Genomic DNA, 23334 nt, shown 5'->3' on the forward strand with positions numbered 1-23334 from the left:
GTCAGGAAAATCATTGAACCATCTGCTGCCCGGCGGGCAGGTTGATAGAACGGCCATGAATATTATGGCATGTATAGTGTACAAGTATATATAGTATAATATAAAGTAATGCTATAAATAAAAATCCGGGAGACAGGAGGCTTGGAAAAATGAATACGTATGAAATTTCCATTCCTGTATTTGAGGGGCCGATGGATCTCCTCATGTATCTCGTCAACAAGAACCGTATTGATATAAATGATATTCCTATTCATTTTATTACAGAACAGTATCTGGACTATCTGAATCAGGCCGGTGAATTTAATCTTCCGCTGGGAAGTGAGTTCTTTGAAATGGCGGCCAACCTGCTGTATATAAAATCCAAGACTCTGCTGCCACAGAGGCGGCAGGACGAAGAGGAGACGGAAAATCCTAAGGCGGAACTGGAACGTTCTCTGGAAGAATTCCGGCTTATGAAGGAAATCAAGAGCCGCATCAGTACTCTTATGGCTGAGGAACAACCTTATAGAACCAGGGAACCGGCAGAATTAAAGCAGGAAACCTTTAACGGCAAGATTCCACTGGCCAGACTGAATGCGGCCTTTCTTGCACTGTATGAAGAACTGGAACCGCCGCCTCAGCGCGTATTGGAAAAAGAGGAATATACACTGGATGAGGCGGTTCAGTCACTCCGGCAGGTACTTTCCACAAGGAAAAAAATGAGAGTCCATGTGTTCCTGGGGATGCAGCACACCAGACTCAGACTGGCTGTGTCGCTGGTAGCACTGCTGGAAATGATACGCGTAGGACGGGTACTTCTGGAGGATACGGAAACAGGACTATATATCAAGGAGATTGCATGAGAGGAATAGAAAGAACAGCGGCTGCACTGGAAGCATTTCTTTTTATTAAAGGAAATCCGGTGACCATGAAGGAAATGGAAGAAGCACTTCATGAAAATGAAGCGGCCGTGCGGGAAGCTTTGCACATACTGGCTGAAAAATACAGTAAATCCGATTCAGGGATAACCCTTCATGAATCGGGAGCTGGATGGGCACTGGCGACTAAAAAAGAATATGATGCATGGCTCACAGAGACGACCGGGGAGCAGGATAGATTATCCTCTGCTGCGCTGGAAACTCTGGCTGTAGTGGCGGCCAGAGAACCGGTTACCCGGTCAGAGATAGAAAGAATCCGTGGCGTGTCCGCAGGAAGAGTGCTGGTAGTGCTCATGAACAAGGGGCTTATCGAAGAACGTGGACGGATGAATATACCTGGACGGCCCATATTATATGGAACCACCAGATTGTTTTTAAAATGTACCGGACTTTCCGATATTAATGAATTAAGAAAGCAATGGAAGTCCCTGCCGCAGGAAGGAGTATTATTTTGAAAGAAAGACTGCAGAAAATCATCAGTCATGCGGGTATCTGCTCCCGGAGAAAGGCAGAAGAACTGATAAAAGGCGGAAAGGTCACAGTGAACGGGGTACGTGTTACCGAACTGGGCAGTGAAGCAGATGTAAGAAAAGATAAGATTGTCGTGCTGGGAGAACCGATTCGACCGGAACGCCTTCGTTATTTTCTGCTCAATAAACCGGACCGTGTCATTACCAGCGTATCGGATCCACAGGGAAGACGTACAGTGATGCAGTATTTCCCTTCTGTACAGGAACGGATTTTCCCAGTAGGACGTCTGGATTACCATTCGGAAGGGTTGCTTATCATGACAAATGATGGGGAACTGGATAATATCCTTACCCATCCAAGCCATCAGGTTCAGAAAGTGTATGATGTCACGGTGCGCGGAAAGTTTTCTGATGCCCTGGCAGCTAAGATGAGCAAAGGGGTAAAACTGAAAGATGGAACCAGAACGGCCCCCTGCGAAGTGGAAGTCCTTTCATATGAAAAGGATAGAAACCGTACCCACATCCGCATGACACTTCATGAAGGGAAAAACAGGGAAATCCGCCGCATGATGGAAGCATTCCATTATCCGGTGTTTAAATTGGAACGGATTCAGTATAGTTTCCTGACATTGGACGGAGTGGCAAGGGGAGAATCCCGCCGTCTTACCCATGAGGAGGTAAAGAAGCTCTATGAACTCCACGGCTAAAACTATTGCGGTTGTCGGAGGCGGTGTTGCCGGCCTTCTGGCTTCCATTACGGCGGCATCCCGGGGAGCCCATGTCATCCTCTTTGAAAAGATGGATCGGGTGGGTCTGAAGATGGGGATTACCGGAAAGGGCAGATGCAACCTGACCAACGCTCGGCCGATTGATGAATTTATCGGCATGACACCTGGAAACGGCAAGTTCCTTTACAGCGTATACAACCGGTTTGACAACGAAAAATTACTGGATCTGTTTCACACCTGGGGACTCAAAACCGTAGTGCAGCGCGGGGGAAGGGTGTTCCCTGCCAGTGAGGACGCGCAGGAAGTCCGCCATCTGTTTATGAGAAAGCTGAAAGAATACCGGGTGGATGTACATCTGAAAGAACCGGTACAGCACATACTCTCCCGGGATGAAGCGGTCTGTGCGGTAGTGACAGAACGGAATACCTATGCGGTGGATGCGGTTATTCTGTGTACCGGGGGTAAATCGTATCCCCGTACAGGATCTACCGGAGATGGATATACCTTGGCGCGTGAACTGGGACACAAGGTCACAACCCTGCGGCCGGTACTCATTCCTTTTGTTACGGAAGAATCCTGGTGCCGTGAACTTCAGGGACTTTCTCTGCGCAATGTCAATCTGTCAGTATCTACCGGAGGACGACGCAAGGCGGAAGCCATGGGGGAAATGATGTTTACCCATTTCGGTATTACAGGACCTATAGTGCTTTCTCTGAGTGACAGCGTTTCCCTGTGGCTCTCCCGGGGATATGCTGTGACAGCGGAACTGGATATGAAACCGGCGCTGGATCAGGAAAAACTGGATCGCCGGGTTCTTCGTGATTTGGAAAAGTATCATCTTAAGCAGATGGCCGGCGCATTGCAGGATTTACTTCCTCACCGTATGGTGGATGTCGTCCTGTCTCTGGCGGGCATTCCCAGAGATCTGCCGGTGGCTGAACTAACTAAAGGGCAGCGGCAGAGTCTGGTATATACGTTAAAACATATGAAACTTACCATTTCCGGGACACGTCCTATCGAAGAGGCCATTGTTACCGGAGGCGGTATATCGGTGAAGGAAATCAACTCCAGCACTATGGAATCTAAGATATGCAGGAATCTTTATTTTGCCGGAGAAGTGATGGACATACATGCGTTTACCGGCGGATATAATCTGCAGGCGGCATTCTCTACCGGATATACAGCCGCAGTTTCAGCAACAGGGGGAGATAAGGAATGAAAAAACTGGCAATAGCGATTGATGGGCCGGCCGGCGCTGGCAAGAGCAGCGTTTCCAAATTGTTGGCTAAGGCATTAGGGTATACCTATCTGGATACCGGAGCTATGTATCGCGCGGTAACCTATGAAGTCATGAAAAAAGGACTCACCGACAAGGGGGAGATTGCACACATGGCGGAAGGGCTCAACATGGAAGTGGCCCCTGGTGAAGAAAGTATGCATGTGCTGATTGACGGAGAGGACATCACCGCCTGTCTGCGTACGCCGGAAGTCTCGGCCAGAGTCTCTGAAATCGCGGCTATAGGCGGAGTCAGAACAGCTATGGTGACACTGCAGAGAAAGATTGCGTGCAAAGGCGGCATAATCCTGGATGGACGGGATATTGGTACAGTGGTCCTACCGGATGCGGATCTGAAGATTTTCCTGACCGCGTCGGTAAAGAAGAGGGCTGAACGACGTTTTGAAGAATTCCGTAGCAAATATCCGGATATAAGGCTGGATGAAGTGGAAAAGGAAATTGAAACCAGAGACTGGAAAGACAGTCACCGGGAAGTATCACCACTCAGACCGGCGGAAGACGCGGTTCTGGTAGATAACAGTGATATCACACTGGAAGAAACGGCACAGCTTCTTATGGGTATGGCGGAAAAGAAGGAAAACGGTAATGGGAAGTAAAAAGAATACACATACGATTCTGTATCCGATCGTGCGCAGTGTGTTAAATGTTATTTTCTATAAGGGGTTCAAACTGCATGTGGAAGGGCAGGAGAATATACCGGCCACCGGTGCCATCATTGCGGCACCAAACCATAAGAGTGACTGGGATCCGCCACTGGTGGGAATCGCGTTTCCCAACCGGGTCATCCATTACATGGCCAAAGAGGAACTGTTTAAAAATCCTGTGTTCGCATGGATTTTGAGACTGTTCGGCACATTTCCTGTTAAGCGTGGTGCGGTAGATACCGGCGCCATTATGCGCGCTGTGCGTGAACTGAAGCAGGGAAATATACTTGGAATCTTCCCGGAAGGCACAAGAATAAGGAAAGATGGGCTGGGCAGGTTCCATTCCGGGATGGCATCCATTGCCATGATGGCCGGAGTGGATATTCTGCCGATTGCCGTCCTGAATTCCAGGGAGCTTCCACATACCACGGAACCTCCGGCGGTCCTGATCGGCCGGCCAATCCATGTAAAGAAACAGAAGCCGGACAAGGCCTCCATTGAGGCAATCAATCAGCAGGTGCGGGCAGCTATTGAGCAGATGGCAGAGGAATATCGGAACCGGCAGAAAAACTGAAATTGATGAAAGGTTACTTAGTATATGGAAATAATTAAGGCCCGGGTCATGGGTTTTTGCTACGGCGTAAAAAGAGCTATGAAAATTGCGACGGCGGCAGCGGAAAAAAACGGAAGCGCAGTAACGCTGGGGCCTCTTATTCACAATCCGCAGGTGGTCAACCGGCTGGAAAAAGAAGGGGTTCATTCCGTAAAAAGCTTAAATGATGTAAAAAATAAAGAAATTGTAATTATTCGCTCGCATGGTGTGGGTCCTTCGTGTTATAATGACATTAAGTGCAAAAATCTGACACTGGAAGACGCCACATGTCCTTTTGTAAAGCGCAATCAGGAAATAGCGAGAGTGCTTTCTCATGAAGGGCATCAGATGATACTCATCGGCGAAAAGAACCACCCTGAATTAAAGAGTGTGGCAGCATGGGTTGAAGGAAAGCATCCTATCATTATAGAAGATATGAGTGATGTGGACGCGATGCCTCAGCTGGATGAAGCGCATATTGTAATTCAGACGACTTTCTCTATTGCACTGGCAGAACAACTGATTGCCGCTATCTGCAGAAAAGTAAAAAAAGCAGAGGTGCACAGGACAATCTGTCAGGCAACTTCAGAAAGACAAAAGGCGGCTCAGGAGCTGGCGGGAAAAGTGGATGTGATGATTGTTATAGGCGGCCGCAACAGTGCCAATACAGGCAGACTTGCGGAAGTCTGCCGAGCAGCAGGCGCTGTGACACATCATATTGAAACCGCGAAGGAACTTCGCGCAGAGTGGTTTCATAGCCAGGATAAGGTTGGCATAACCGCCGGTGCATCGACACCGGACTGGATCATAGAGGAGGTATTTTTTATTATGGAAGACATGGGTAAAATGCTGGAGATGGAGGAACAGAACCTCGATTATAAGAAGGGCGACGTTATAAATGGTGAAGTTATCGAACTGTTCGATAACAAAGCTTACGTTTCCTTCGGCTATAAGACAGAAGCTGTTCTGCCGATTCATGAATACTCTTACCCGGAACCGGCATCCCTGAAGGACGTTCTGAAGGTTGGCGACCCAATTAAGGCTGTTATCGTAAATGCAGTCAGAGAAGACAACCCGATTTACATTTCCAAGATTAAGCTGGACAGACTGGCTGAATGGGATGACGTAGAAGCAGCATTTGAAAAGGGTGAACCGGTTGAATGCGAAGGTATTGAAGCTATTAAGGTTGGCCTTCTCGTTCAGATTAATTCTCTCCGCGGCTTTATTCCGTTGTCTCAGGGTGATTTGAGATTCGTTCATTCCCTCTCCAACCTGGTAGGGAAGAAGTTTATGGCTAAGATTCTTGAAGTTGATCGCGCTAAGAACCGTCTGGTTCTTTCCCGTAAGGCAGTACTGGAATCCCAGCGTGATGAAGAACTCAAGGTTATTGAAGAAGCTTACAATAACGGAGATACCCTGCAGGGAACAGTTAAGAAGATTATGCCGTACGGTGCTTTCGTAGGAATCAACGGAGTTGAAGGTCTGCTTCACATTTCCGATATTTCCTGGAAGAAGATTGGCAAGGTAGAAGACGTTCTCCAGCCAGGCCAGGTTATTGATGTGAAGATTAAGTCCTATGACCCGGAAAAGCAGAGAATTTCCTTCACTCATAAGGAATGCATCCCGAATCCATGGGAAACATCTATCCATGACCATGACGTTGACGATGTAGTTGACGCTAAGGTTGTTAAGATTCTTGAATTCGGTGCAATTGTTGAACTGGATGACGGCCTGACCGGACTGCTCCACATCAACGAAATGACCCGCGATCACAACAAGAAGCCAAGCGATATCGTCGCTGTAGGTGATGTGATCAAGGTTCGCATCATTGGAATTGATGAAGACCGTAGAAGAATCAGCTTCTCCCTCGTAGAAGCAGCTGACCATGATGCAGCAGAAGACGCTGAATAATCAACTGATTATATAGTGTCTGCCAGACATGGTTCTGGCAGCAGGTGAGTGTGTCTATTTACATCACGTGGATTGACAGCTCCTGCTACAGTTTAGAATGAAAAGAAGAATGCGGGAGTCATTGTGCAGTAATGGCGATGGCTGCCGCATGTCTTTTTTTGCAGGTAAAACAATAAGTTGGGATATGTGCAGACAGAATCTGTCTGCATTGTCCTTATAGAAAGGAAAATGAAATGAGCAAACCTTTTGTTGCCATAGTAGGGAGACCAAATGTTGGTAAGTCCACTCTGCTGAACGGGCTTGCACAGCGTCGTGTATCTATCGTAGAAGATATTCCAGGCGTTACCAGAGACCGCATTTACTGTAATGTGCGCTGGTTGGATAAGGAATTTACGATGATTGATACAGGCGGCATTGAATTCCGAAACAAGGCTGATCAGATTGTCGATGGCATCAGAGAACAGGCTGAACTGGCCATGGAAGAAGCAGACGTCATTCTGTTTGTAGTGGACGCAAGAGCTGGCATTACCAAAGATGATATGACTATTGCCAATATGCTCAGAAGAACCGGAAAGCCGGTAGTGGTAGCAGTCAATAAGGTGGACAGCGAAAACCTGGAAATGGAAGTTTATGAATTCTATTCCCTGGGGCTCGGTGATCCTATTGGGATTTCTGCGGTTAACCATCTGGGATTTGGCGACCTGCTGGATAAGATTACGGAAGGTTTCCCGGACAATACCGCTGAAGAAGGGGAAGATATCATCCGTACGGCTATTATTGGCCGTCCTAATGTAGGCAAGTCCACACTGGTCAATTCCCTGTTGGGATATCAGCGTTCCCTGGTGGCCGATGAAATGGGAACTACCCGCGATGCGGTGGACTCCATCTGGCATTATAAGGGGAAGGATTTTATCCTGGTAGACACAGCGGGAATGCGCCGCAAAGGCAAAATTAATGAACCGCTGGAGAAGTATAGTGTCATCCGTTCCATCAAGGCTATTGATAACTGCGATGTAGCTGTCCTCATCCTTGACGCTAAGGCAGGGGTTACAGAACAGGATAAGAAAATAGCAGGATACGTCCATGAAGCAGGCAAAGGTCTGATTTTCATGGTTAATAAGTGGGATCTGATTGAAAAAGACAATCATACCATGAATGAATTCAATAAGCAGATTCGTGATGAACTTGTATTCGCTCAATATACACCTATCCTCTATGGTTCAGCTCTGACAAAACAGAGAATCAACCGATTGGGCGAGATGATTTTCTTCGTGGCAGAACAGCAGAGCATGCGTATTTCTACCTCGGTTCTCAACGACCTGCTTGAAGATGCCAAGATGATTAATCCGCCGCCGGCTCATGCAGGCCGTGTGGCTAAGATTTATTACATGACACAGGTAGGAATCAAACCGCCTACTTTTGTACTGTTTACAAATGATGCGACTTTGATTCACTTCTCTTATGTCCGGTTCATTGAAAACCGTCTGAGAGAATCTTTCGGATTTGAAGGTACGCCTATCCGTATTATCGTCCGCAGTAAAAAGGATGGTGAAGAGCTGTGATCGCTCTTTGCTGGATTGTACTGGCTTATCTGATTGGTGCCGTTCCAAGCGGATATATTATCGGAAAAGCGTTCTATGGCATTGATTTAAGGACGCGTGGAAGCGGAAATATAGGAGCGACGAACGCTTACAGGGAACTGGGGATGAATGCTGCTGCTGCAGTGTTTATCTGTGATTTCCTGAAAGGTGTCCTGGCCGTATGGATTGGCGGGAGCACTCCGCTGCTGGCACTGGCGTGTGCGACCGCAGCCATTGTGGGAAATGACTGGTCTGTATTTCTGCATTTTAAAAGCGGAAAGGGCGTGGCCTGTGGTGTAGGGGCATTTACCTTTATCTGCCCATGGGCAACCCTGTCAGCTTTTGTTGTGTGGTTGCTGGTCTTCCTCATGACCAGGATTGTATCTCTTGCCTCCATTGTAGCGGCACCTGTGGTGGTACTTGTTATTTACCTGGCCCATATGCCGATGGAATATGTGATATTCAGCGCACTGGCAGCGGCCATCATTATTGGAAAACATCATTCCAATATCCGCAGACTTCTCGCAGGAGAAGAAAAGAAAATTACTCGTGATAAATAAGAGGCTGCTTATGAAGATTTCTATGATTGGTGCAGGTGGATGGGGTATTGCCATGATTACCCACCTGGCACATTTACATAAGGATGTTACCCTCTACTGCAGAAACCCTGAAACTGCAGAAGTGCTTAGAAAGACCAGAGAAAGTAAGGACTATCTTCCAGGAGTGAAGATTCCGGAGCATGTGCGGATCACTGCTGATCTTAAGGAAGCAACGGAAAAGATGGACTGTCTGGTGTTGTGCACTCCTTCCAAAGCGGTAGAGCAGATGGTGGAAGCCATGGCGCCCTGGGTAAAAAAAGACGCGGTAGTCGTATGCGCTTCGAAGGGGCTGGCAGCTGGCACTGGCCGCTGTCTTTCCACTGTGATTTCAGAGAAGTTACAGGGAATAACGGATAATATTGTGGCCTTATCCGGACCGAATCATGCCGAAGAAATAGGTAAGGGGCTCCCAGCCGCTACCGTAGTGGCATCAGAAAAGGAAAATGCGGCACGCTTTGTACAGGATATTTACATGTCTCCCAAACTTCGGGTATACCGGAGTAACGATATACTGGGCGTTGAATATGGCGGAGCGTTGAAAAACATCATAGCCATTGCCTCAGGGGTTCAGGATGGTCTTGGACTGGGAGATAACTGCAAAGCGGCATTAATCACCAGGGGACTGGCAGAAATTCAGCGGTTTGGTGTTGCTTTTGGCGCCAAGGCGGATACATTTTATGGCCTTTCCGGTGTAGGAGATCTGATAGTGACCTGTACCAGCAGCCACAGCAGAAATTACAATGCCGGGCTGAAACTGGCGGCAGGAATGACCAAGGAACAGATTACCGGCGGGACACGCATGGTGGTGGAAGGATTCCGGACAACGGAAATTGTCTATCCTATGGCGAAAAAATATGGTATTTCCATGCCGATTACAGAAGAAATCTACCGCCTCATGCATGGACAGCATACGGCGGTAGAAGCTCTGGAATGCCTGATGACCCGGGCTAAGAAATCAGAAGACGGAATAGACATGCAGTAATCCCGAATATTTTCAGGTAACCGCGCAGGGCCTATGCTATAATTAGATTATCGGGTAATTTTATATATTGGAGTCAGAATAATGCTTCGTATTATTGCGGGGAGTGCCCGTGGTACCGTGCTTGAAGCCCCCAGGGGAAGAAATACCAGACCTACATTGGGAAGTACAAGGGAAAGTATCTTTAATGTATTGGCTAATGTGGGTATAATAGATACCAGAGTTCTTGATATTTTTGCAGGAACCGGTGCGTTGGGACTGGAGGCGTTAAGCCGGGGTGCCGCAGAGGCAATTTTCATCGATAAAGCTACCGGCTCAATTATCAGAAAAAACGCGAAGAAATGTCATGTAGAGGATAAAGTGAAAGTTCTTGGAGGCGACGTCATGCGTTCGCTGGCATCCCTGCAGGGACAGACTTTTGATTATCTGTTTATGGATCCGCCTTATGACAGAGGCTTCATAAACAAGGTGATACTTGCACTTTTTACATACCAGCTGGTAGATGAAAATTCAATGCTCATTGTTGAACACACAACAAAAGAGCCTATTGACTGGAATTCCGTGGCAGACAAATGCTCTGTGTGGAAAGAAAAGAAAAAAGGAGCGACGGTAGTATCTTATTTACTTTGTCGCCGGCAGGAGAATCTATGAAATTGGCAATTTATCCAGGCAGTTTTGACCCGGTTACCTATGGACATTTAAATGTCATTGAACGAGGCGCACAGATTGTGGATCGCCTGATTGTAGCAGTGCTGGATAACCCGAGTAAACATTCCATGTTTACCATGGAAGAACGAGTGGACATGTTAAAACAGGTAACAAAGCACATTCCCAATGTGGAAGTGGACTGTTCACATGGTCTTCTGTATGAGTACGCAAAGCAGAAAAACTGCCAGCTGCTTATCCGGGGAATTCGTTTCTATGCGGAATTTGAATCTGAGTTCCAGCGGGCACTGTTATTGAAGAAGCTGGATCCAAAACTGGAAACAATGTTCTTACCTACGGAAAGCGAGTATTCGTACCTGAGTTCCAGTGTGGTTAAGGAGATTGCTTCTTTTGGTGGCGATATCCGACAGATGGTTCCACCTTATGTCGAGAAAATGATTCAGAAGAGATTAAAGGTTCGATAAGCGAGGTATGCGTAATGGAAACAAGAAAATTATTGGAAGAACTTGAAAATGCCGTATTAAACGCTTCAGATGTACCATTCACTAATAAAAAGATGGTAGATAAGGAAGAAGTGGCCCGTATTATAGATGCAATTAATCAGTCATTGCCAAATGAACTGGAAAGCGCAAAGCGTATTGTGGCAGATAAGGAAAGAATCCTTCTGGATGCGGAAAAGAAAGCGGATGATACCATTGCTCAGGCAAAGGATTACATCGCCAGAATCACAGAAGAAAGCGAACTGGTAAAACAGGCGCAGGAAAGAGCAAACCAGATTCTGGACGCAGCCAACAAATCAGCGGATGAACTGCGCACCAGCTCCGTTACCTATGCTACCGATGTGCTGAAGTATGTTGAAACCAACATGGAAAACGTGCTGGACAGTCTCAAGAAAAACAGACAGAGTCTGATTGATTCTAATGCACAGCCGGCTTCTTACGACGATTCGCATGACGAACATTGATATACGCATGAAAAAGGAGGATATAAAGGAAATTAATTTTTCTTTTGTATCCTCCTTTTTTCTGGCTGGATGGGGTCTATCTTTCAGGCAGATTAGCCGTATCCGGCAGTCAGGGATAATAAAATAATGGTGACAGGAAGGGGACCTGTCACCGAATGTATGAATCCAGGGGGGAGGATTAATATGTTCTGGAAAACAGAAGATGGAGAAGTGGATAAGCGCTGTTTGTTTCTGGTACTCCTGCTTACAGGAGCCATAGTGGCAGGCGGGCTGTATATCTGCTCTCCTTTTTTTGATGGAAGTGGGGAAGAGGTACCTGCGGAAGAAAGTATAAGTCTGGAATCGGAAAAGGAAGAGCCGGAACTGCTTGTGTACATTACCGGGGCAGTAAAGTATCCGGGAGTATACAAAGTCGCCGCGGGGAGTCATGTATATGATGTGATTCATGAGGCAGGCGATATATTGCCTTATGCCGATACCGCGTCCATTGATCTGACGGAGAACGTGGTTAACCACATGCAGATTGTGGTGAAAACCGATTTGGCAGGGCAGGGAGCACTGGCAGATGGTAAGGTCAATATCAATACGGCCACCGGTAAAGAACTGGAAACCCTGTCAGGTGTCGGAGAGGCAACCGCTTCAAAAATCATTACCTATCGTAAGGAACATGGACTGTTTACCTGTAAGGAAGATTTAAAAAAGGTTCCGGGGATAGGGGATGGAAAATTTAAGAAACTCGAAGACAGCATAACCTTATAATCGGGGAGAATAAAAGCAGACACGAGATTCGTGTCCACATTCCTTTAAATTTAAGTAATCCTGCCGGATTTCCCTTGAATATCGGGATGAAAGGGAATCGGATGGATTCCTGGGCCGTATTGGGATGGCAGCTTGTACACATAAGGAAAAGACGACTTCTCATCATCACGAAGTCGTCTTTTCCTTATGTGTATGGTTTTGTCTGAAGGAACCTTCCTACCTTTTTATGCATGAATCCAGAGCTTAACTTTGGAGAAGGAGAGGTTCTGAGCCAGCAGGTTACATGTGGGAACCAGGAACAGGTAAACCGCTGTAAGAATGCAAAGCGAAGGAGCTCCAACCGTTACCAGAGGAACGGCATCAGCAATGGACCAGGGAATCATTGGTGCAGTGACCACCGCTGTATTTTCCAGGTCAGAGGCAAACTGGGATTCATCATCTTCCAGAGGGCCACAGATCTGGCTGGTCAGCATAATGGCCAGGGACTGATTGCAGGCAATGGTTCCTGCAAAGAGGGATACCAGAAGAATAGCGGCGAAAGGAGAAATCTTTTCACTGAGCTGGATAATGAGGTGCTGAATATTATCCAGGAATCCAGTACCGTCAAACATACCGGAAAAACTGGAAGAAATGCAGACAATGCCTATAACGTTGAACATGGAAATCAGTCCGCCGCCACCCATAATCTGAGTTAGGTCGGCATTAGCCGGATGGAAACCGGAGAAAAGAAGCTGCGGAATGACTGAAACAGAGAAGCCCTGAACAAACACAGTGACCAGAATGCCGATGGCTGTGCTGATGGCCAGTGTAAGTTTAACGTTTACCCGGCACAGCGCGAAAATCAGTACGGCGATAACTGGGAGCATAGTGACTGGACTCATCACATAATTCTGAGCCAGAAGGGTGCGTGCTTCATTGGACACACCGGACGCGTGTACCTGAGTACCCAGGACCAGATAAATAATACAGGTCAGAATAAAAGGAATAGCTGCGGTCTTAAACATCCGCTTGATGTTATCCAGCTGATCGGTATGAGTCAGTGTGCTTACCAGAAGACAGCTGGTGGAAACCGGAGAGCAGCGGTCACCGAAATATACACCGGCCAGCATAGCGCCGCCGGTATAAAGAATCGGTACACCCATGCTGTTGGCCATGGTGATACAGATTACACCGATAGTGGCCGCGCTGCCAAAAGCGGTTCCGATGAGGAAGGAAACCAGACAGCAGAGCAGGAAGGTAACGATAATCATACTCTGAGGGGAGCACAGAGCGGAAGCTTCATACACAATATAGGCAATAGCTCCGCAGGAACGCCATACCGCGGTAAGCATGCCGATAAGCATAAAGGTAATCAGCACAGTCCGGACTACGGCAATACCATTCTTGCAATATAAAAGCATCTGCTTTACACTCTTGCCCTTGTGAAGTCCATATCCGAAGAACATGACCCAGCCCGCAAACAGGGCAATGAACATGGAGTGTCCGGATAAGACGCAGGTGATAAGAATAGCAGCAAATGCGAGTAATAACAGGGGTTCCATATTTGTCTCCTTAATCAGCTATGACGAATCTAATTTCATAACCTATTATAAAAGCATCAATTACAGGATACAAACTGAAATAATGCGGTATAATATACAGAGAATTCACTGTAGGAGGAATTATGCATCTATTACCCATGTATTATTTCAAAGTGGTCGTCAAAAACAGAAGTATCAATAAGGCGGCCCAGGAACTTCATATTACCCAGCAGACGCTGAGCGCGCACATGAATTCAGTGGAAAAAGAACTGGGATGTGTCCTTTTTACACGGAGTCCACATTTTCAGCTGACTTATGAAGGGGAGAAATTTTATCAGTATGTTAAGGCCATTACCGGAACCTATGAATCCATGCAGAAGGAATTTCAGCTGCTGGCCAGAAACGAAAGCGGAGTCCTTCGCATAGGAATCGCCCATACGCGCAGTCACGCGCTGATACCGAGAGCAGCCAGGAAATTTATACCGGAGCATCCGTATATACGCCTGGATTTGCAGGAACTGTCCAATGACGGTCTTATCAGCGGGCTGCAGGAAGGGGAACTGGATCTGGCCATTGGGGATATTCCGCTGGATAGTCCGGACTATGCGGCGCAGGAACTGTTTAAGGATGAGATACTGCTGGTTGTTTCGGGAAACTATGTGGATGAGTCTTCCACCTATACGCAAGTCCTGAGCCGGGTGCCGTTGCTGGTTAACCACAGAGAGGACGTGCCTGGTCGTATTGCCAGCATGATTCTAAAGGAAAATGGAATTGTTCCTAAGATTGCGGCTTCTTCTGATAATACGGAAACGCTTCTGGATATGTGTGATATGGGGCTGGGAGCCTGTTTCTGTTCCGAGATGCTGTTCCGCTTCCACAAAGATACCAATCAGGAAGATAATGGGAAGGTCAGGATATTTCATACCGGAGTGACTTATTCCATTGTGGCGGCGTATCAGAAAACGGATGTCATGTCACATCTGATTAATTCATTTATTAAGGATTTAAAATAAATAAGGCCGGCTGTGGGGACAGCCGGCAGGGGTGGGGATTATGGGGAACATTATGCGCTACGGGCTGCTGTGGGCAGCGACCGGCATGGCAGCTGGAATTCTTGCTTTTTCAGAATTTTCGCTGTCCTGGGGAATACTGGTGGTTTTGTATGGATTATGCTGGGGGATATTGCTGGCGGCCTGGCGTCTTAAACAGGTCACAGCGGTGGTTTGTATCTGTGCCGTGCTGACGCTCCTGACCGGATATGCCCGCATGGGACTGGAACAGAGAGTATGGGAAAAGCAGGCCCATTGCCTTTCCGGGAGTGAAGGTACATACCAGGTGGTTCTGAAAGAAAAGCCTTCTCGCAGTGTATACAAATCCGGAGATATGCGGGGGCTGGCTGAACTGGAAAAAATTGCCTATCCGGATGGAGAGTCCAGGGATATCCATGGCAGTGTGTATATCTATTTTCCGGAAACACAGGGACCTGTTTTACTGCCTGGGGACAGATGGTATGTAAAGGGAGCGCTCAAACCGGTAAGGCTGTACAGAAATCCGGGAAAGATTAATCTGGCCGGCAGGTATCAGAGTAAGCGGCTTCTGGGAAAAATATATGTGGAAAATCCGGAGGAGATGAAGGCCGGCGGCGTATCCGGTAAATATGGCATGCTCCGTCAGGCGGAAATATGGAAAGGAAGGCTGAGAGCGTGCTTTTACCGCGCCATGGATAAGGACCATGGTCCGATCATGATGACGTTGCTGTTTGGCGGAAGTTACGATGAGCTGCCGGAAGGGGTGATCCAGTCTTTTTCGGATACAGGTATCGTACATATCCTGTCAGTTTCCGGGTCTCATATCTCGCTGGTCCTGTCGTTCCTTACTCTGGCCGGACGATGGGTGAGGCTTCCGGAAAAAATCATCATCCTTCTGTCCATTACCGGTGTGCTGGGGTATTCGGTTATGGCCGGATGGGTACCTCCGGTAATCCGGGCAGTTATCATGGGGATACTGTCTGCCGGTGGACTGCTCTTTAACCGGGATAAGGACGCGTTAAACCTCCTCGGCGCGGCGGTGCTGTGCATGCTGCTCTGGAACCCGCTTCTTCTTTATGATGTGAGCTTTCAGCTTTCGGCCGGCGCTTCTCTGGGCATACTCCTGTTTTACCGGCCCGCAGCAGGACAGCTTAAACAGATTTCCTGGATTCCCCGGTTCATCGCAGAAGGCATCGCCCTGTCCGTTTCGGCGCAACTGATTACGATTCCGCTGGTCTTATATAATTTTCACCGGCTTCCATCGTATTTCATCCTGTCCAATCTCTGGGTGACCCCGTTTCTGGAATGGGCTATGCTTCTTGGGCTGGGAGCTTCCTTCAGCCTGTTTACCTGTCTTCCTCTGACCGGGATATGTCTGCAGGCGGCGGATTTCTTTGTGGGACTGGCGGTAAAAAGTAATTATATTATCGCCGGTCTGCCGGGAGCCTCATTCCCCGTAAGGGCCATGACCTGGATGGAAATCGGATTATATTACTGGGTACTGCTTCTTCTGTTTTTTCATGATTACTGGAAAGTTCGCAGGAGAGCGGCCTATGGAGCCCTGGGGGTCAGTCTGTTCCTGCTGCTTGGAATTCTGGCAGAGACCTGGTACAGACCCTCTATGGTAGCCTATGTGCTGGATGTATCACCGGCCCGCGCTGCCGTTATCAGGGATGGGGAATCGACCGTTGTTTATGTAAAAAACGCGTCCATCGCCTTGCCTCTGGTAAGCCGAGAAACGGACTCCTTTCTGCAGTATCTGGGTGCGAAAAAGATAGATCTGCTGCTATGGGATGATACCGAAAGCAGGGAATGGTCTCCGGTGCAGCTGTCGGTGCCGATTATGAACGTATCGGCTGCCAGCGGAGAAAAACGTCAGATTACGGACCCGGTATTGCGGAGGATTTATGGGGTAAATAAAAACCGTTCCCGGTGGAGAAACGATGAAGGGCTATATGTTATGGGAACGGGTCCTTCGTGGATAGTAAGTCATGGGAAAGGCTGTCTTTTCATTGATGGCGGAAAGCTGCCTGGAGGGCGCAGGGGCGAACATCCGGTGCACTGCGCATGGATTGGCGGAGCCGGACGGTTTAAAGGGACGGTCACACATGGTAAAATAAAGAGACTGCAGCCGGAAGCGGCTGTGTATACAGGAAATAAGGGACAGCAGGCAGGAGAAGAGATGGCTTTGTTTCATCATCTGGACTGTCCTGTAAAAGATACACGGGATGGCATGGCCGTATTGAGCTATAGGAAACATTGGGAACTGGAGTAATAAATCTTGGTGAAAGAAACGAATTCAGAAATAACGGGAAGACTGAAAAACTGCTTTCTCTTTTATGGAAATGACAGCGTGTTGATTCAGTCGGAATGCAGAAAAAAAATACACAGCTATTTTAGCGGACAGGAACCACAGCCGGTTGTGTTTAATGGCACAGAAGACTATGGGGAATATATACAGGCCATTCGAGGGCAGTCCCTGTTTACATCGGATACCGCCATCATAATCAATAATCCATCATTTCTTATAAAAGCGGTTAAAGATGAGAAATCCTTTGATGGACTGCTGGAAGCCATGCGTAATATGCCTGACAGTACGCTAGTCCTGATGACACTGTCCGGAAAACCGGACAGACGATTAAAGGCGGCTAAACAGATATCCGCTCTCCTGGCGGATGGAAAGGGACAGGAATGTAATTTGCTCAGGCCGCAGAAGGCACCGGAAGAACTGATTTCCATGTTCACCATGCGTCATAAGCGGGTACCTTTTGATGTACGCCGCCTGATTACGGATACGGTCAGTGCCTGGTCGGAAGTGTCTCTGCCTATGCTGCAATCCATTGTGGACAAGGCGTGCCTCCTGGCAGGCGATAAACAGGAAATCACCATGGAAGTGATGCAGGATGCCCTGCCCGGATATATGGGCCAGCAGATTTTCCGTTTCTGCGATGAACTGATTGCAGGAAACGCGGAGTATATACTGGAAAATACCCGGCATATTTTTACCGATGTTTCCAGAGAAGTGATGAGTCTTGGCTTTTTATCCTCACGGTTTCGGCAGATAAAGATGTTTAAAGAACTGAAGAAAAACCGGATAACGGGGAAAGAACGACTGTCACTCATGGGACTTCATTCTCCCTGGCAGCTTAATCAGATTGAAAAAGAAGCAGACCGGATCAGTGAAGGAGCGGTAGACTGGTTTCTGAATGAACTGTTTGTCTTTCAGTATAGAAATCGTGTAGAAAGCGAATCGCTGAATGTGCTGGATCTGTTTCTCCGTTTCTGCGCAAGGCAGAAACGATATAAGGAACGCGTGGCGCTGTCCCGCCACAGATTTCATGGAATCAGATGAAAAGGTCCCGGAAATCATCCGGGGCAGTATCTCCATGGCAGATAATGGATGGAAGGGAAGGATTGTCTATTACAACCATGCAAAGCAGAAAGAAAAAACGAGGAGCAGGAAAGGTGTTAGCAGCACTGGCAGCGGCCATTGTCCTTACCGGACTCTGTCTGCCAGCTGCGTATTCCCTAACGGACCGGGCAATTCCGGGAGTAAGTTATAATGGCGTCCGTGTTTCCGGCATGACCAGGGAAGAGCTGGGGCAGGTGATAGAACGTCAGGCGCAGTCTGTGCCTCAGGGAAGGATTCAGCTCCATTATAAGGAAGTAAAAGAAAATATAGATTTACGGCCTCTGTCGGTACACTTGAACAAAACCGGGGAAGAAGACCGGATTCTTGGGAAAGGCAGAGAAGCCGGACTGGTGGACAACTGGAAAATATTCTGGAAATCGTTTATTAACGGCCTCATGGTTCCGGCCAGGTACAGCTTTAATGAACAATTTCTGGAACAACAGATTGCTGGGATTGTAAAAAAATATGGCGAACCTACGGAAGAAGCGAAACCGCACATTTCAGCAAATGGAACGGTGACCTTTGGCCAGGGACGTCCTTATCTGCAGATTGACCGGGAAAAGCTTTCCGGTATGCTGGTCGGGGAAATTTCCTCGGGAAGTCATAAGGATATGGAATTGCCTGTACTGGATGAAGATGGGGCTTTCCTTGATACGGAAAAGGCCGCCAGGATAAATCACGTACTGGCCAGCTATACCACTACGTTTGCCCTGAATCCGAATCGAAGCAATAACATCCGTCTGGCAGCGGAAAGTATAAACGGAGAATATATCCCACCCGGTCAGACATTCTCGTTTAACCGGGCCACAGGAAAACGTATCGCGGAAAGAGGATATAAGGAAGCTCCGGTCCTGATAGCGGGAAAACTGGTACCAGGAGCCGGCGGTGGAGTATGTCAGGTCAGCACTACACTTTTTAATGCCGTACTCCTTTCCGGACTAAAGGTCCGTTCCAGAAGCAATCATTTCAGCCCGGTGCATTATGTACCACTGGGAAGGGATGCTACAGTAGCTGATGGAATCATTGATTTCCGGTTTATTAACAGTCTGCCGCATCCGGTATATATCTACGCGAAATATGAACCTGGACGCCTTACGGTATATCTGCTGGGCAATGAACTGGATACTCCTTCCGCGGCAAGTGTTGCGGAAACACAGAAAGAGACGATACCGCATGGTACCGTGGAAAAATCTGATTCGCAGCAACAGGCAGCCCGCACTGTGGAAAAAGGACATGATGGATATCGCGTTACGGTGAGCCGTAAGGTGGAGTGGCCGGATGGGCGGACGTTGACAGATTCATTCCGCTCTGAATATAAGGCGGTCCCGGATGTAATCATCCATGGAAATCCATCGGTACAGCCGGATAAGACGGCACGGAAACAGATGACAGGGACTAATGTGAAGCAGGAAACGGAAGGTACACAGAAAGAAAAACAGAAAACCGTTTCTTAAAAAGGAGAAAGTAAATGGGGAAATATCGCCTTAAGGTAAAAGGCGGAAAAATGCCTTTTACCTTTATGGAAATTGATACTGACTGCCACGCGTGGTATATCCATGCGGATAGTACCGAAGCGGCAGTCCGTTGTTTATGTGATATGGCCGGGGAACTGCAGGGAATAGATTCCTTTTATGTCAATGGGGATGACGTTACAGAAAAAGTAGCGGACGCCTGCCTCCGGATTATGCATCAGAGACAGCAGGAAGCCAGTGATATACCGCTGCCGGAAGACGAAGATTATCTGGGAGGAGGTATGGACCTGTCCATGCCTCCTCTGGGGGAACCAGCTGACATTCCGGTGGTACCTACGCTGGATGATATCCGAAAGGCGGAATCAGCAGCTGGCCCGGCGCCGGAAAAACAGGAGAATTCCATGCCTTCTGTGTCAGCTCTGCCTTCTGATCTGCCTAAACTGTCTAATGTTATGCCAGAAGCCATGGTGGTGAGACACAGTGCTCCGGCAAAGGGCAAAACGGAAAATTCCGGTGACATGCTCATCGGAAAGAAGGCTATAAAAGGGAAGATTACCAAGGTCAGAGATCTGCATGGGGAAATGGATAATGTGGTACTAAACGGTACGGTGGTATCTTCAGAATTCAGAGAACTTCGTGACAACCGCCTGATTTTCACCATGAAATTTGCCGATGATACCAACGGAATCAACTGCAAAAAATTCTATGATAGTGCCGATGACGCAGCAGGCCTGGTAAAGGCTATGGAAAAGGCGAACGGCATGCCGGTTAGGGTCAGCGGCAATGTGCGCCTTGATAAATATACCGGAGGTTATGTTCTGAACATCCGGCAGATGGAAAAGAGTTCTCTGGAAAAAATCAGTCATGAGGATAATTATCCGGAGCCCAGAGTGGAACTGCATCTGCACACTAAGATGAGCCTGGATGGTCTTATCGACCTGAAGCAGGTGATTAAGACCGCGGCGGCATGGCATCATCCGGCTATCGCCATTACCGATCATGGGGTTATTCAGGCATTCCCGAAGATTCAGGATCTGGCCCGCCAGTTTGATCAGAAGGTCATTTATGGCATGGAAGGCTATCTGATTCAGGATATTCCGGAGAATATTGATACAGACCGCCAGAAGTATCACCATATTATTATTCTGGCTAAGAATATGACCGGGCTTCGCAATCTGTACCGGCTGGTTACCCTTTCACACCTCAAGTTTTACCGTAAACGCCCGCTTCTGCCCAAACCTCTGCTGGAGGAACTGCATGAAGGCTTAATCTATGGCTCCGCCTGCGTAGTAGGAGAATTTTTTGAAGCGGTTCTGGAAGGCAAGTCAGATGAAGAACTCATGAAGATTGCTCGATTCTACGACTATCTGGAAGTACAGCCTGTGGGAAATAATTCGTTCTTGATTAATGACGATAAACATCCGGATATAACCAGCATTGAAGATTTACAGAATCTGAACAGGAAGGTTGTGGAAATCGGAGAAAAGACGGGGATACCGGTATGTGCTACATCGGATGCGCATTACATGTTCGCTGAAGATCAGACAAACCGGGATATCCTTCTCTCTACCTGGGAAAAGCCAGGTAAGCTGGATTCCCATCCGCCGGTATACCTGCGGACCACACAGGAAATGCTGGATGAATTTGCCTACCTTCCACCGGAAAAGGCAAAGGAAATAGTAGTGGACAACACACGGAAAATTGGGGAGATGTGTGAACGACTGGAACCTCTGGCAGAAGAATGGAAATCGTACAACCCGAAGATTTCCGGGGCCGACGAAGAACTGCTGAAAATGTGTTACGACAATGCCAAAGCCATTTATGGGGATCCGCTCCCGGATATCGTAAAGGACCGGCTGGAATCAGAACTGAAACCGATTGTCAAGCACGGGTTCGGCGTATTGTACTTCATTGCTCATAAGCTGGTTAAACATTCGAATGACCGCGGATACCTCGTAGGTTCACGAGGATCGGTAGGTTCTTCCTTTGTCGCGACCATGTCGGGCATTACGGAAGTAAATCCGCTGCCACCGCATTATGTATGCCCGAAATGCCACTGGACCAAATTCTTTACGGATGGTTCCGTAGGCGGCGGGTTTGACCTTCCGGATAAGCCATGCCCTGAATGCGGCACCAGCCTGAATAAGAATGGACACAACATTCCATTCGCCGTATTCCTTGGATTTGATGGAGATAAGGTTCCTGATATTGATCTGAATTTCTCGTCAGGCGATGATCAGGCCAATGCCCATAAATATACAGAAGAATTGTTCGGAAGAGATAATGTATTCCGCGCAGGAACTATCGCAGGTATTCAGGACAGGACGGCCTTTGGTCTGGTTAAACGTTATGCGGAAAACAGGGGACTTACCTATAATGATATCTTTATTGAAAAACTGGCTTCCGGTGTACTGGGGGTAAAACGTACGACTGGACAGCATCCGGCAGGCATCATGGTTTGCCCGAGAGATATGGATATTCATAATTTTACTCCTTTGCAGTATGCAGCTAATAAGAAGTATCTGAAGGGAGAAAACGGGGAAAAGATTCCCGGAACGATAACGACACATTTCGACTATCATTCTATTTCAGGACGTATGCTTAAGCTGGATATTCTCGGGCACGATGATCCGAAGATTATTCATATGCTTCAGCACATTACCGGAGTGGATCCGATGAAGATTCCATTCAATGATCCGGATACTATTTCCCTGTTCAGCTCTACAGAAGCTCTGGGATATACTCCGGAACAGCTTCGGGACACCATTGGGGACAAAGGTTATACTGTTGGTGCGCTGGGGCTCCCGGAATACGGGACGCCTTTCGTACGTCAGATGCTGGAAGATACAAAACCTCAGAATTTTTCACAGCTGGTACGAATTTCCGGATTTTCCCACGGGACTAATGTATGGCTGGGAAATGCACAGGACCTGATTAAGTCAAAAACTGTTAAACTGGAAGAGGCTATTTCTACTCGTGACGACGTCATGAACTATCTGATTGAACATGGGGTTAAACCTCTTACAGCGTTTAAGGTTATGGAAAATGTCCGTAAAGGGAAGGGCCTTGAAAAGGCAGATAAGACAGGTAAGATGTCGAATAACAGGGCGGAAATAGAGGCGGCCCATGTACCTAAATGGTTTATCGATTCCTGTCTTAAGATTTCGTATCTGTTTCCAAGGGCTCATGCCGTGGCCTATGTTATGATGGCGTTCCGTATTGCCTGGTTTAAGATTAATTATCCTCTGGCATTCTATGCGTCTTACTTTACCATTCGTGCTGAAGGGTCTTTCGACGCGCTTACCATATTGAAAGGATTTGAAGCACAGAAGGCAGAACTTCGCCGTATAGCAGCTCTCGACCATCCTTCCAACGTAGAAAAAGACTGTGCTACGGTCATTGAAGTGGCAGCGGAAATGTATCTGCGTGGGTATGAATTTATGCCTATCAGTCTGGAAAAATCGAGTGCTACTGAATTCCTGATTTTGGATAATAAGATTTTGCCGCCATTTAACTGTATCCCCGCTCTGGGAGAACAGGTGGCCAAAGAAATTGTGGAAGCCAGAAATGAAGCGCCTTTCTCGTCTAAAGAAGATTTACGTAAGCGGGGAAAGGTAAGTCAGAGTATTATTGATACCATGGATGAAATGGGAATATTGAAAGGACTTCCGGAAGAAGAACAGCTGAACCTGTTTGCTTTCTGATAAATGTCCGGATAATGAAAAAGCAGACATCTGTGAATTTGAAAATTCACAGATGTCTGCTTTTTCAGATGCCTTTATAATGGATAGTTCCG

General features: G+C 47.6%; 20 protein-coding genes. 19 read left to right on the forward strand and 1 reads right to left on the reverse strand.

Going from position 1 to position 23334, the window contains the following annotated elements; all coding sequences use genetic code 11:
- Nucleotides 1-149: 149 nt before the first annotated feature.
- The 14 genes from BLQ79_RS03410 to BLQ79_RS03475 all read left to right on the forward strand — a co-directional run bounded on the left by BLQ79_RS03410 (nt 150) and on the right by BLQ79_RS03475 (nt 12106).
- Nucleotides 150-842 carry a segregation and condensation protein A gene (locus BLQ79_RS03410; RefSeq protein ID WP_091363878.1) on the forward strand — a complete coding sequence of 231 codons (693 nt, stop codon included), beginning with the start codon at nt 150-152 and terminating at the stop codon, nt 840-842.
- Nucleotides 839-1372 (forward strand): SMC-Scp complex subunit ScpB, encoded by a 534-nt coding sequence (scpB, locus tag BLQ79_RS03415; protein WP_091363880.1) that lies wholly within the window; start codon nt 839-841, stop codon nt 1370-1372. Before BLQ79_RS03410 ends, scpB begins: the two co-directional genes overlap by 4 nt.
- Nucleotides 1369-2094 (forward strand): pseudouridine synthase, encoded by a 726-nt coding sequence (locus tag BLQ79_RS03420; RefSeq protein ID WP_091363882.1) that lies wholly within the window; start codon nt 1369-1371, stop codon nt 2092-2094. Before scpB ends, BLQ79_RS03420 begins: the two co-directional genes overlap by 4 nt.
- The gene (locus tag BLQ79_RS03425; RefSeq protein WP_091363884.1) at nt 2078-3334 is read left to right on the forward strand and encodes a BaiN/RdsA family NAD(P)/FAD-dependent oxidoreductase; all 1257 of its coding nucleotides are present in this window, start codon (nt 2078-2080) and stop codon (nt 3332-3334) included. Before BLQ79_RS03420 ends, BLQ79_RS03425 begins: the two co-directional genes overlap by 17 nt.
- Nucleotides 3331-4008, forward strand: coding sequence for a (d)CMP kinase (cmk, locus tag BLQ79_RS03430; RefSeq protein WP_091363886.1), 678 nt, complete (start codon nt 3331-3333; stop codon nt 4006-4008). Before BLQ79_RS03425 ends, cmk begins: the two co-directional genes overlap by 4 nt.
- A complete protein-coding gene (locus tag BLQ79_RS03435; protein WP_091363888.1) occupies nt 3998-4630 on the forward strand; it encodes a lysophospholipid acyltransferase family protein in 633 nt (210 codons plus the stop codon). Before cmk ends, BLQ79_RS03435 begins: the two co-directional genes overlap by 11 nt.
- A gap of 24 nt (nt 4631-4654) precedes the next feature.
- On the forward strand, nt 4655-6559 hold the full coding sequence (locus tag BLQ79_RS03440) for a bifunctional 4-hydroxy-3-methylbut-2-enyl diphosphate reductase/30S ribosomal protein S1 (RefSeq protein ID WP_091363890.1): 1905 nt from the start codon (nt 4655-4657) through the stop codon (nt 6557-6559).
- A gap of 233 nt (nt 6560-6792) precedes the next feature.
- A complete protein-coding gene (der, locus tag BLQ79_RS03445) occupies nt 6793-8121 on the forward strand; it encodes a ribosome biogenesis GTPase Der (protein WP_091363892.1) in 1329 nt (442 codons plus the stop codon).
- The gene (plsY, locus tag BLQ79_RS03450) at nt 8118-8699 is read left to right on the forward strand and encodes a glycerol-3-phosphate 1-O-acyltransferase PlsY (RefSeq protein WP_091363895.1); all 582 of its coding nucleotides are present in this window, start codon (nt 8118-8120) and stop codon (nt 8697-8699) included. Before der ends, plsY begins: the two co-directional genes overlap by 4 nt.
- A gap of 10 nt (nt 8700-8709) precedes the next feature.
- On the forward strand, nt 8710-9720 hold the full coding sequence (locus BLQ79_RS03455) for an NAD(P)H-dependent glycerol-3-phosphate dehydrogenase (RefSeq protein WP_091363898.1): 1011 nt from the start codon (nt 8710-8712) through the stop codon (nt 9718-9720).
- An 81-nt stretch (nt 9721-9801) separates the two neighbouring features.
- Nucleotides 9802-10368: a 16S rRNA (guanine(966)-N(2))-methyltransferase RsmD gene (rsmD, locus tag BLQ79_RS03460; RefSeq protein ID WP_091363900.1), complete on the forward strand. Its 567-nt coding sequence runs from the start codon at nt 9802-9804 to the stop codon at nt 10366-10368.
- Nucleotides 10365-10847, forward strand: coding sequence for a pantetheine-phosphate adenylyltransferase (gene coaD / locus BLQ79_RS03465; RefSeq protein WP_091363903.1), 483 nt, complete (start codon nt 10365-10367; stop codon nt 10845-10847). The genes rsmD and coaD overlap by 4 nt, the downstream gene beginning before the upstream one ends.
- 14 nt (nt 10848-10861) lie before the next feature.
- On the forward strand, nt 10862-11347 hold the full coding sequence (locus BLQ79_RS03470; RefSeq protein ID WP_091363905.1) for an ATPase: 486 nt from the start codon (nt 10862-10864) through the stop codon (nt 11345-11347).
- Nucleotides 11348-11530: 183 nt separating this feature from the next.
- Nucleotides 11531-12106: a helix-hairpin-helix domain-containing protein gene (locus BLQ79_RS03475; RefSeq protein WP_159427832.1), complete on the forward strand. Its 576-nt coding sequence runs from the start codon at nt 11531-11533 to the stop codon at nt 12104-12106.
- Between the two features lie 224 nt (nt 12107-12330).
- Here BLQ79_RS03475 and BLQ79_RS03480 read toward each other — a convergent pair whose 3' ends face one another.
- Nucleotides 12331-13647 (reverse strand): Na+/H+ antiporter NhaC family protein, encoded by a 1317-nt coding sequence (locus tag BLQ79_RS03480; RefSeq protein WP_091363912.1) that lies wholly within the window; start codon nt 13645-13647, stop codon nt 12331-12333.
- Between the two features lie 122 nt (nt 13648-13769).
- Between BLQ79_RS03480 and BLQ79_RS03485 the strand changes: the two genes are divergently transcribed.
- From BLQ79_RS03485 to BLQ79_RS03505, 5 genes are all read left to right on the forward strand, one after another.
- Nucleotides 13770-14639, forward strand: a complete 870-nt coding sequence (locus tag BLQ79_RS03485; RefSeq protein WP_091363914.1) for a LysR family transcriptional regulator — start codon at nt 13770-13772, stop codon at nt 14637-14639.
- A gap of 40 nt (nt 14640-14679) precedes the next feature.
- Nucleotides 14680-16929, forward strand: coding sequence for a ComEC/Rec2 family competence protein (locus BLQ79_RS03490; RefSeq protein WP_091363917.1), 2250 nt, complete (start codon nt 14680-14682; stop codon nt 16927-16929).
- Between the two features lie 9 nt (nt 16930-16938).
- Nucleotides 16939-18006, forward strand: a complete 1068-nt coding sequence (gene holA / locus BLQ79_RS03495; RefSeq protein WP_234944911.1) for a DNA polymerase III subunit delta — start codon at nt 16939-16941, stop codon at nt 18004-18006.
- 62 nt (nt 18007-18068) lie between these two features.
- Nucleotides 18069-19520: a VanW family protein gene (locus BLQ79_RS03500; RefSeq protein WP_159427834.1), complete on the forward strand. Its 1452-nt coding sequence runs from the start codon at nt 18069-18071 to the stop codon at nt 19518-19520.
- Between the two features lie 14 nt (nt 19521-19534).
- Nucleotides 19535-23242 (forward strand): PolC-type DNA polymerase III, encoded by a 3708-nt coding sequence (locus tag BLQ79_RS03505; RefSeq protein WP_091363923.1) that lies wholly within the window; start codon nt 19535-19537, stop codon nt 23240-23242.
- The last annotated feature ends 92 nt before the right edge of the window (nt 23243-23334 follow it).

Source organism: Dialister histaminiformans, from assembly GCF_900103425.1.
Lineage (GTDB): Bacteria > Bacillota > Negativicutes > Veillonellales > Dialisteraceae > Allisonella > Allisonella histaminiformans.

Bases quoted from the DNA above. Each gene is read 5' to 3' on its own strand.
- BLQ79_RS03485 (WP_091363914.1), top strand. From the start codon at position 13,770: ATGCATCTATTACCCATGTATTATTTCAAAGTGGTCGTCAAAAACAGA.
- BLQ79_RS03435 (WP_091363888.1), top strand. From the start codon at position 3,998: ATGGGAAGTAAAAAGAATACACATACGATTCTGTATCCGATCGTGCGC.
- scpB (WP_091363880.1), top strand. From the start codon at position 839: ATGAGAGGAATAGAAAGAACAGCGGCTGCACTGGAAGCATTTCTTTTT.
- BLQ79_RS03455 (WP_091363898.1), top strand. From the start codon at position 8,710: ATGAAGATTTCTATGATTGGTGCAGGTGGATGGGGTATTGCCATGATT.
- rsmD (WP_091363900.1), top strand. From the start codon at position 9,802: ATGCTTCGTATTATTGCGGGGAGTGCCCGTGGTACCGTGCTTGAAGCC.
- BLQ79_RS03440 (WP_091363890.1), top strand. From the start codon at position 4,655: ATGGAAATAATTAAGGCCCGGGTCATGGGTTTTTGCTACGGCGTAAAA.
- der (WP_091363892.1), top strand. From the start codon at position 6,793: ATGAGCAAACCTTTTGTTGCCATAGTAGGGAGACCAAATGTTGGTAAG.
- BLQ79_RS03480 (WP_091363912.1), bottom strand. From the start codon at position 13,647: ATGGAACCCCTGTTATTACTCGCATTTGCTGCTATTCTTATCACCTGC.
- BLQ79_RS03490 (WP_091363917.1), top strand. From the start codon at position 14,680: ATGGGGAACATTATGCGCTACGGGCTGCTGTGGGCAGCGACCGGCATG.
- BLQ79_RS03505 (WP_091363923.1), top strand. From the start codon at position 19,535: ATGGGGAAATATCGCCTTAAGGTAAAAGGCGGAAAAATGCCTTTTACC.
- coaD (WP_091363903.1), top strand. From the start codon at position 10,365: ATGAAATTGGCAATTTATCCAGGCAGTTTTGACCCGGTTACCTATGGA.
- BLQ79_RS03425 (WP_091363884.1), top strand. From the start codon at position 2,078: ATGAACTCCACGGCTAAAACTATTGCGGTTGTCGGAGGCGGTGTTGCC.
- BLQ79_RS03470 (WP_091363905.1), top strand. From the start codon at position 10,862: ATGGAAACAAGAAAATTATTGGAAGAACTTGAAAATGCCGTATTAAAC.
- cmk (WP_091363886.1), top strand. From the start codon at position 3,331: ATGAAAAAACTGGCAATAGCGATTGATGGGCCGGCCGGCGCTGGCAAG.
- BLQ79_RS03475 (WP_159427832.1), top strand. From the start codon at position 11,531: ATGTTCTGGAAAACAGAAGATGGAGAAGTGGATAAGCGCTGTTTGTTT.
- BLQ79_RS03410 (WP_091363878.1), top strand. From the start codon at position 150: ATGAATACGTATGAAATTTCCATTCCTGTATTTGAGGGGCCGATGGAT.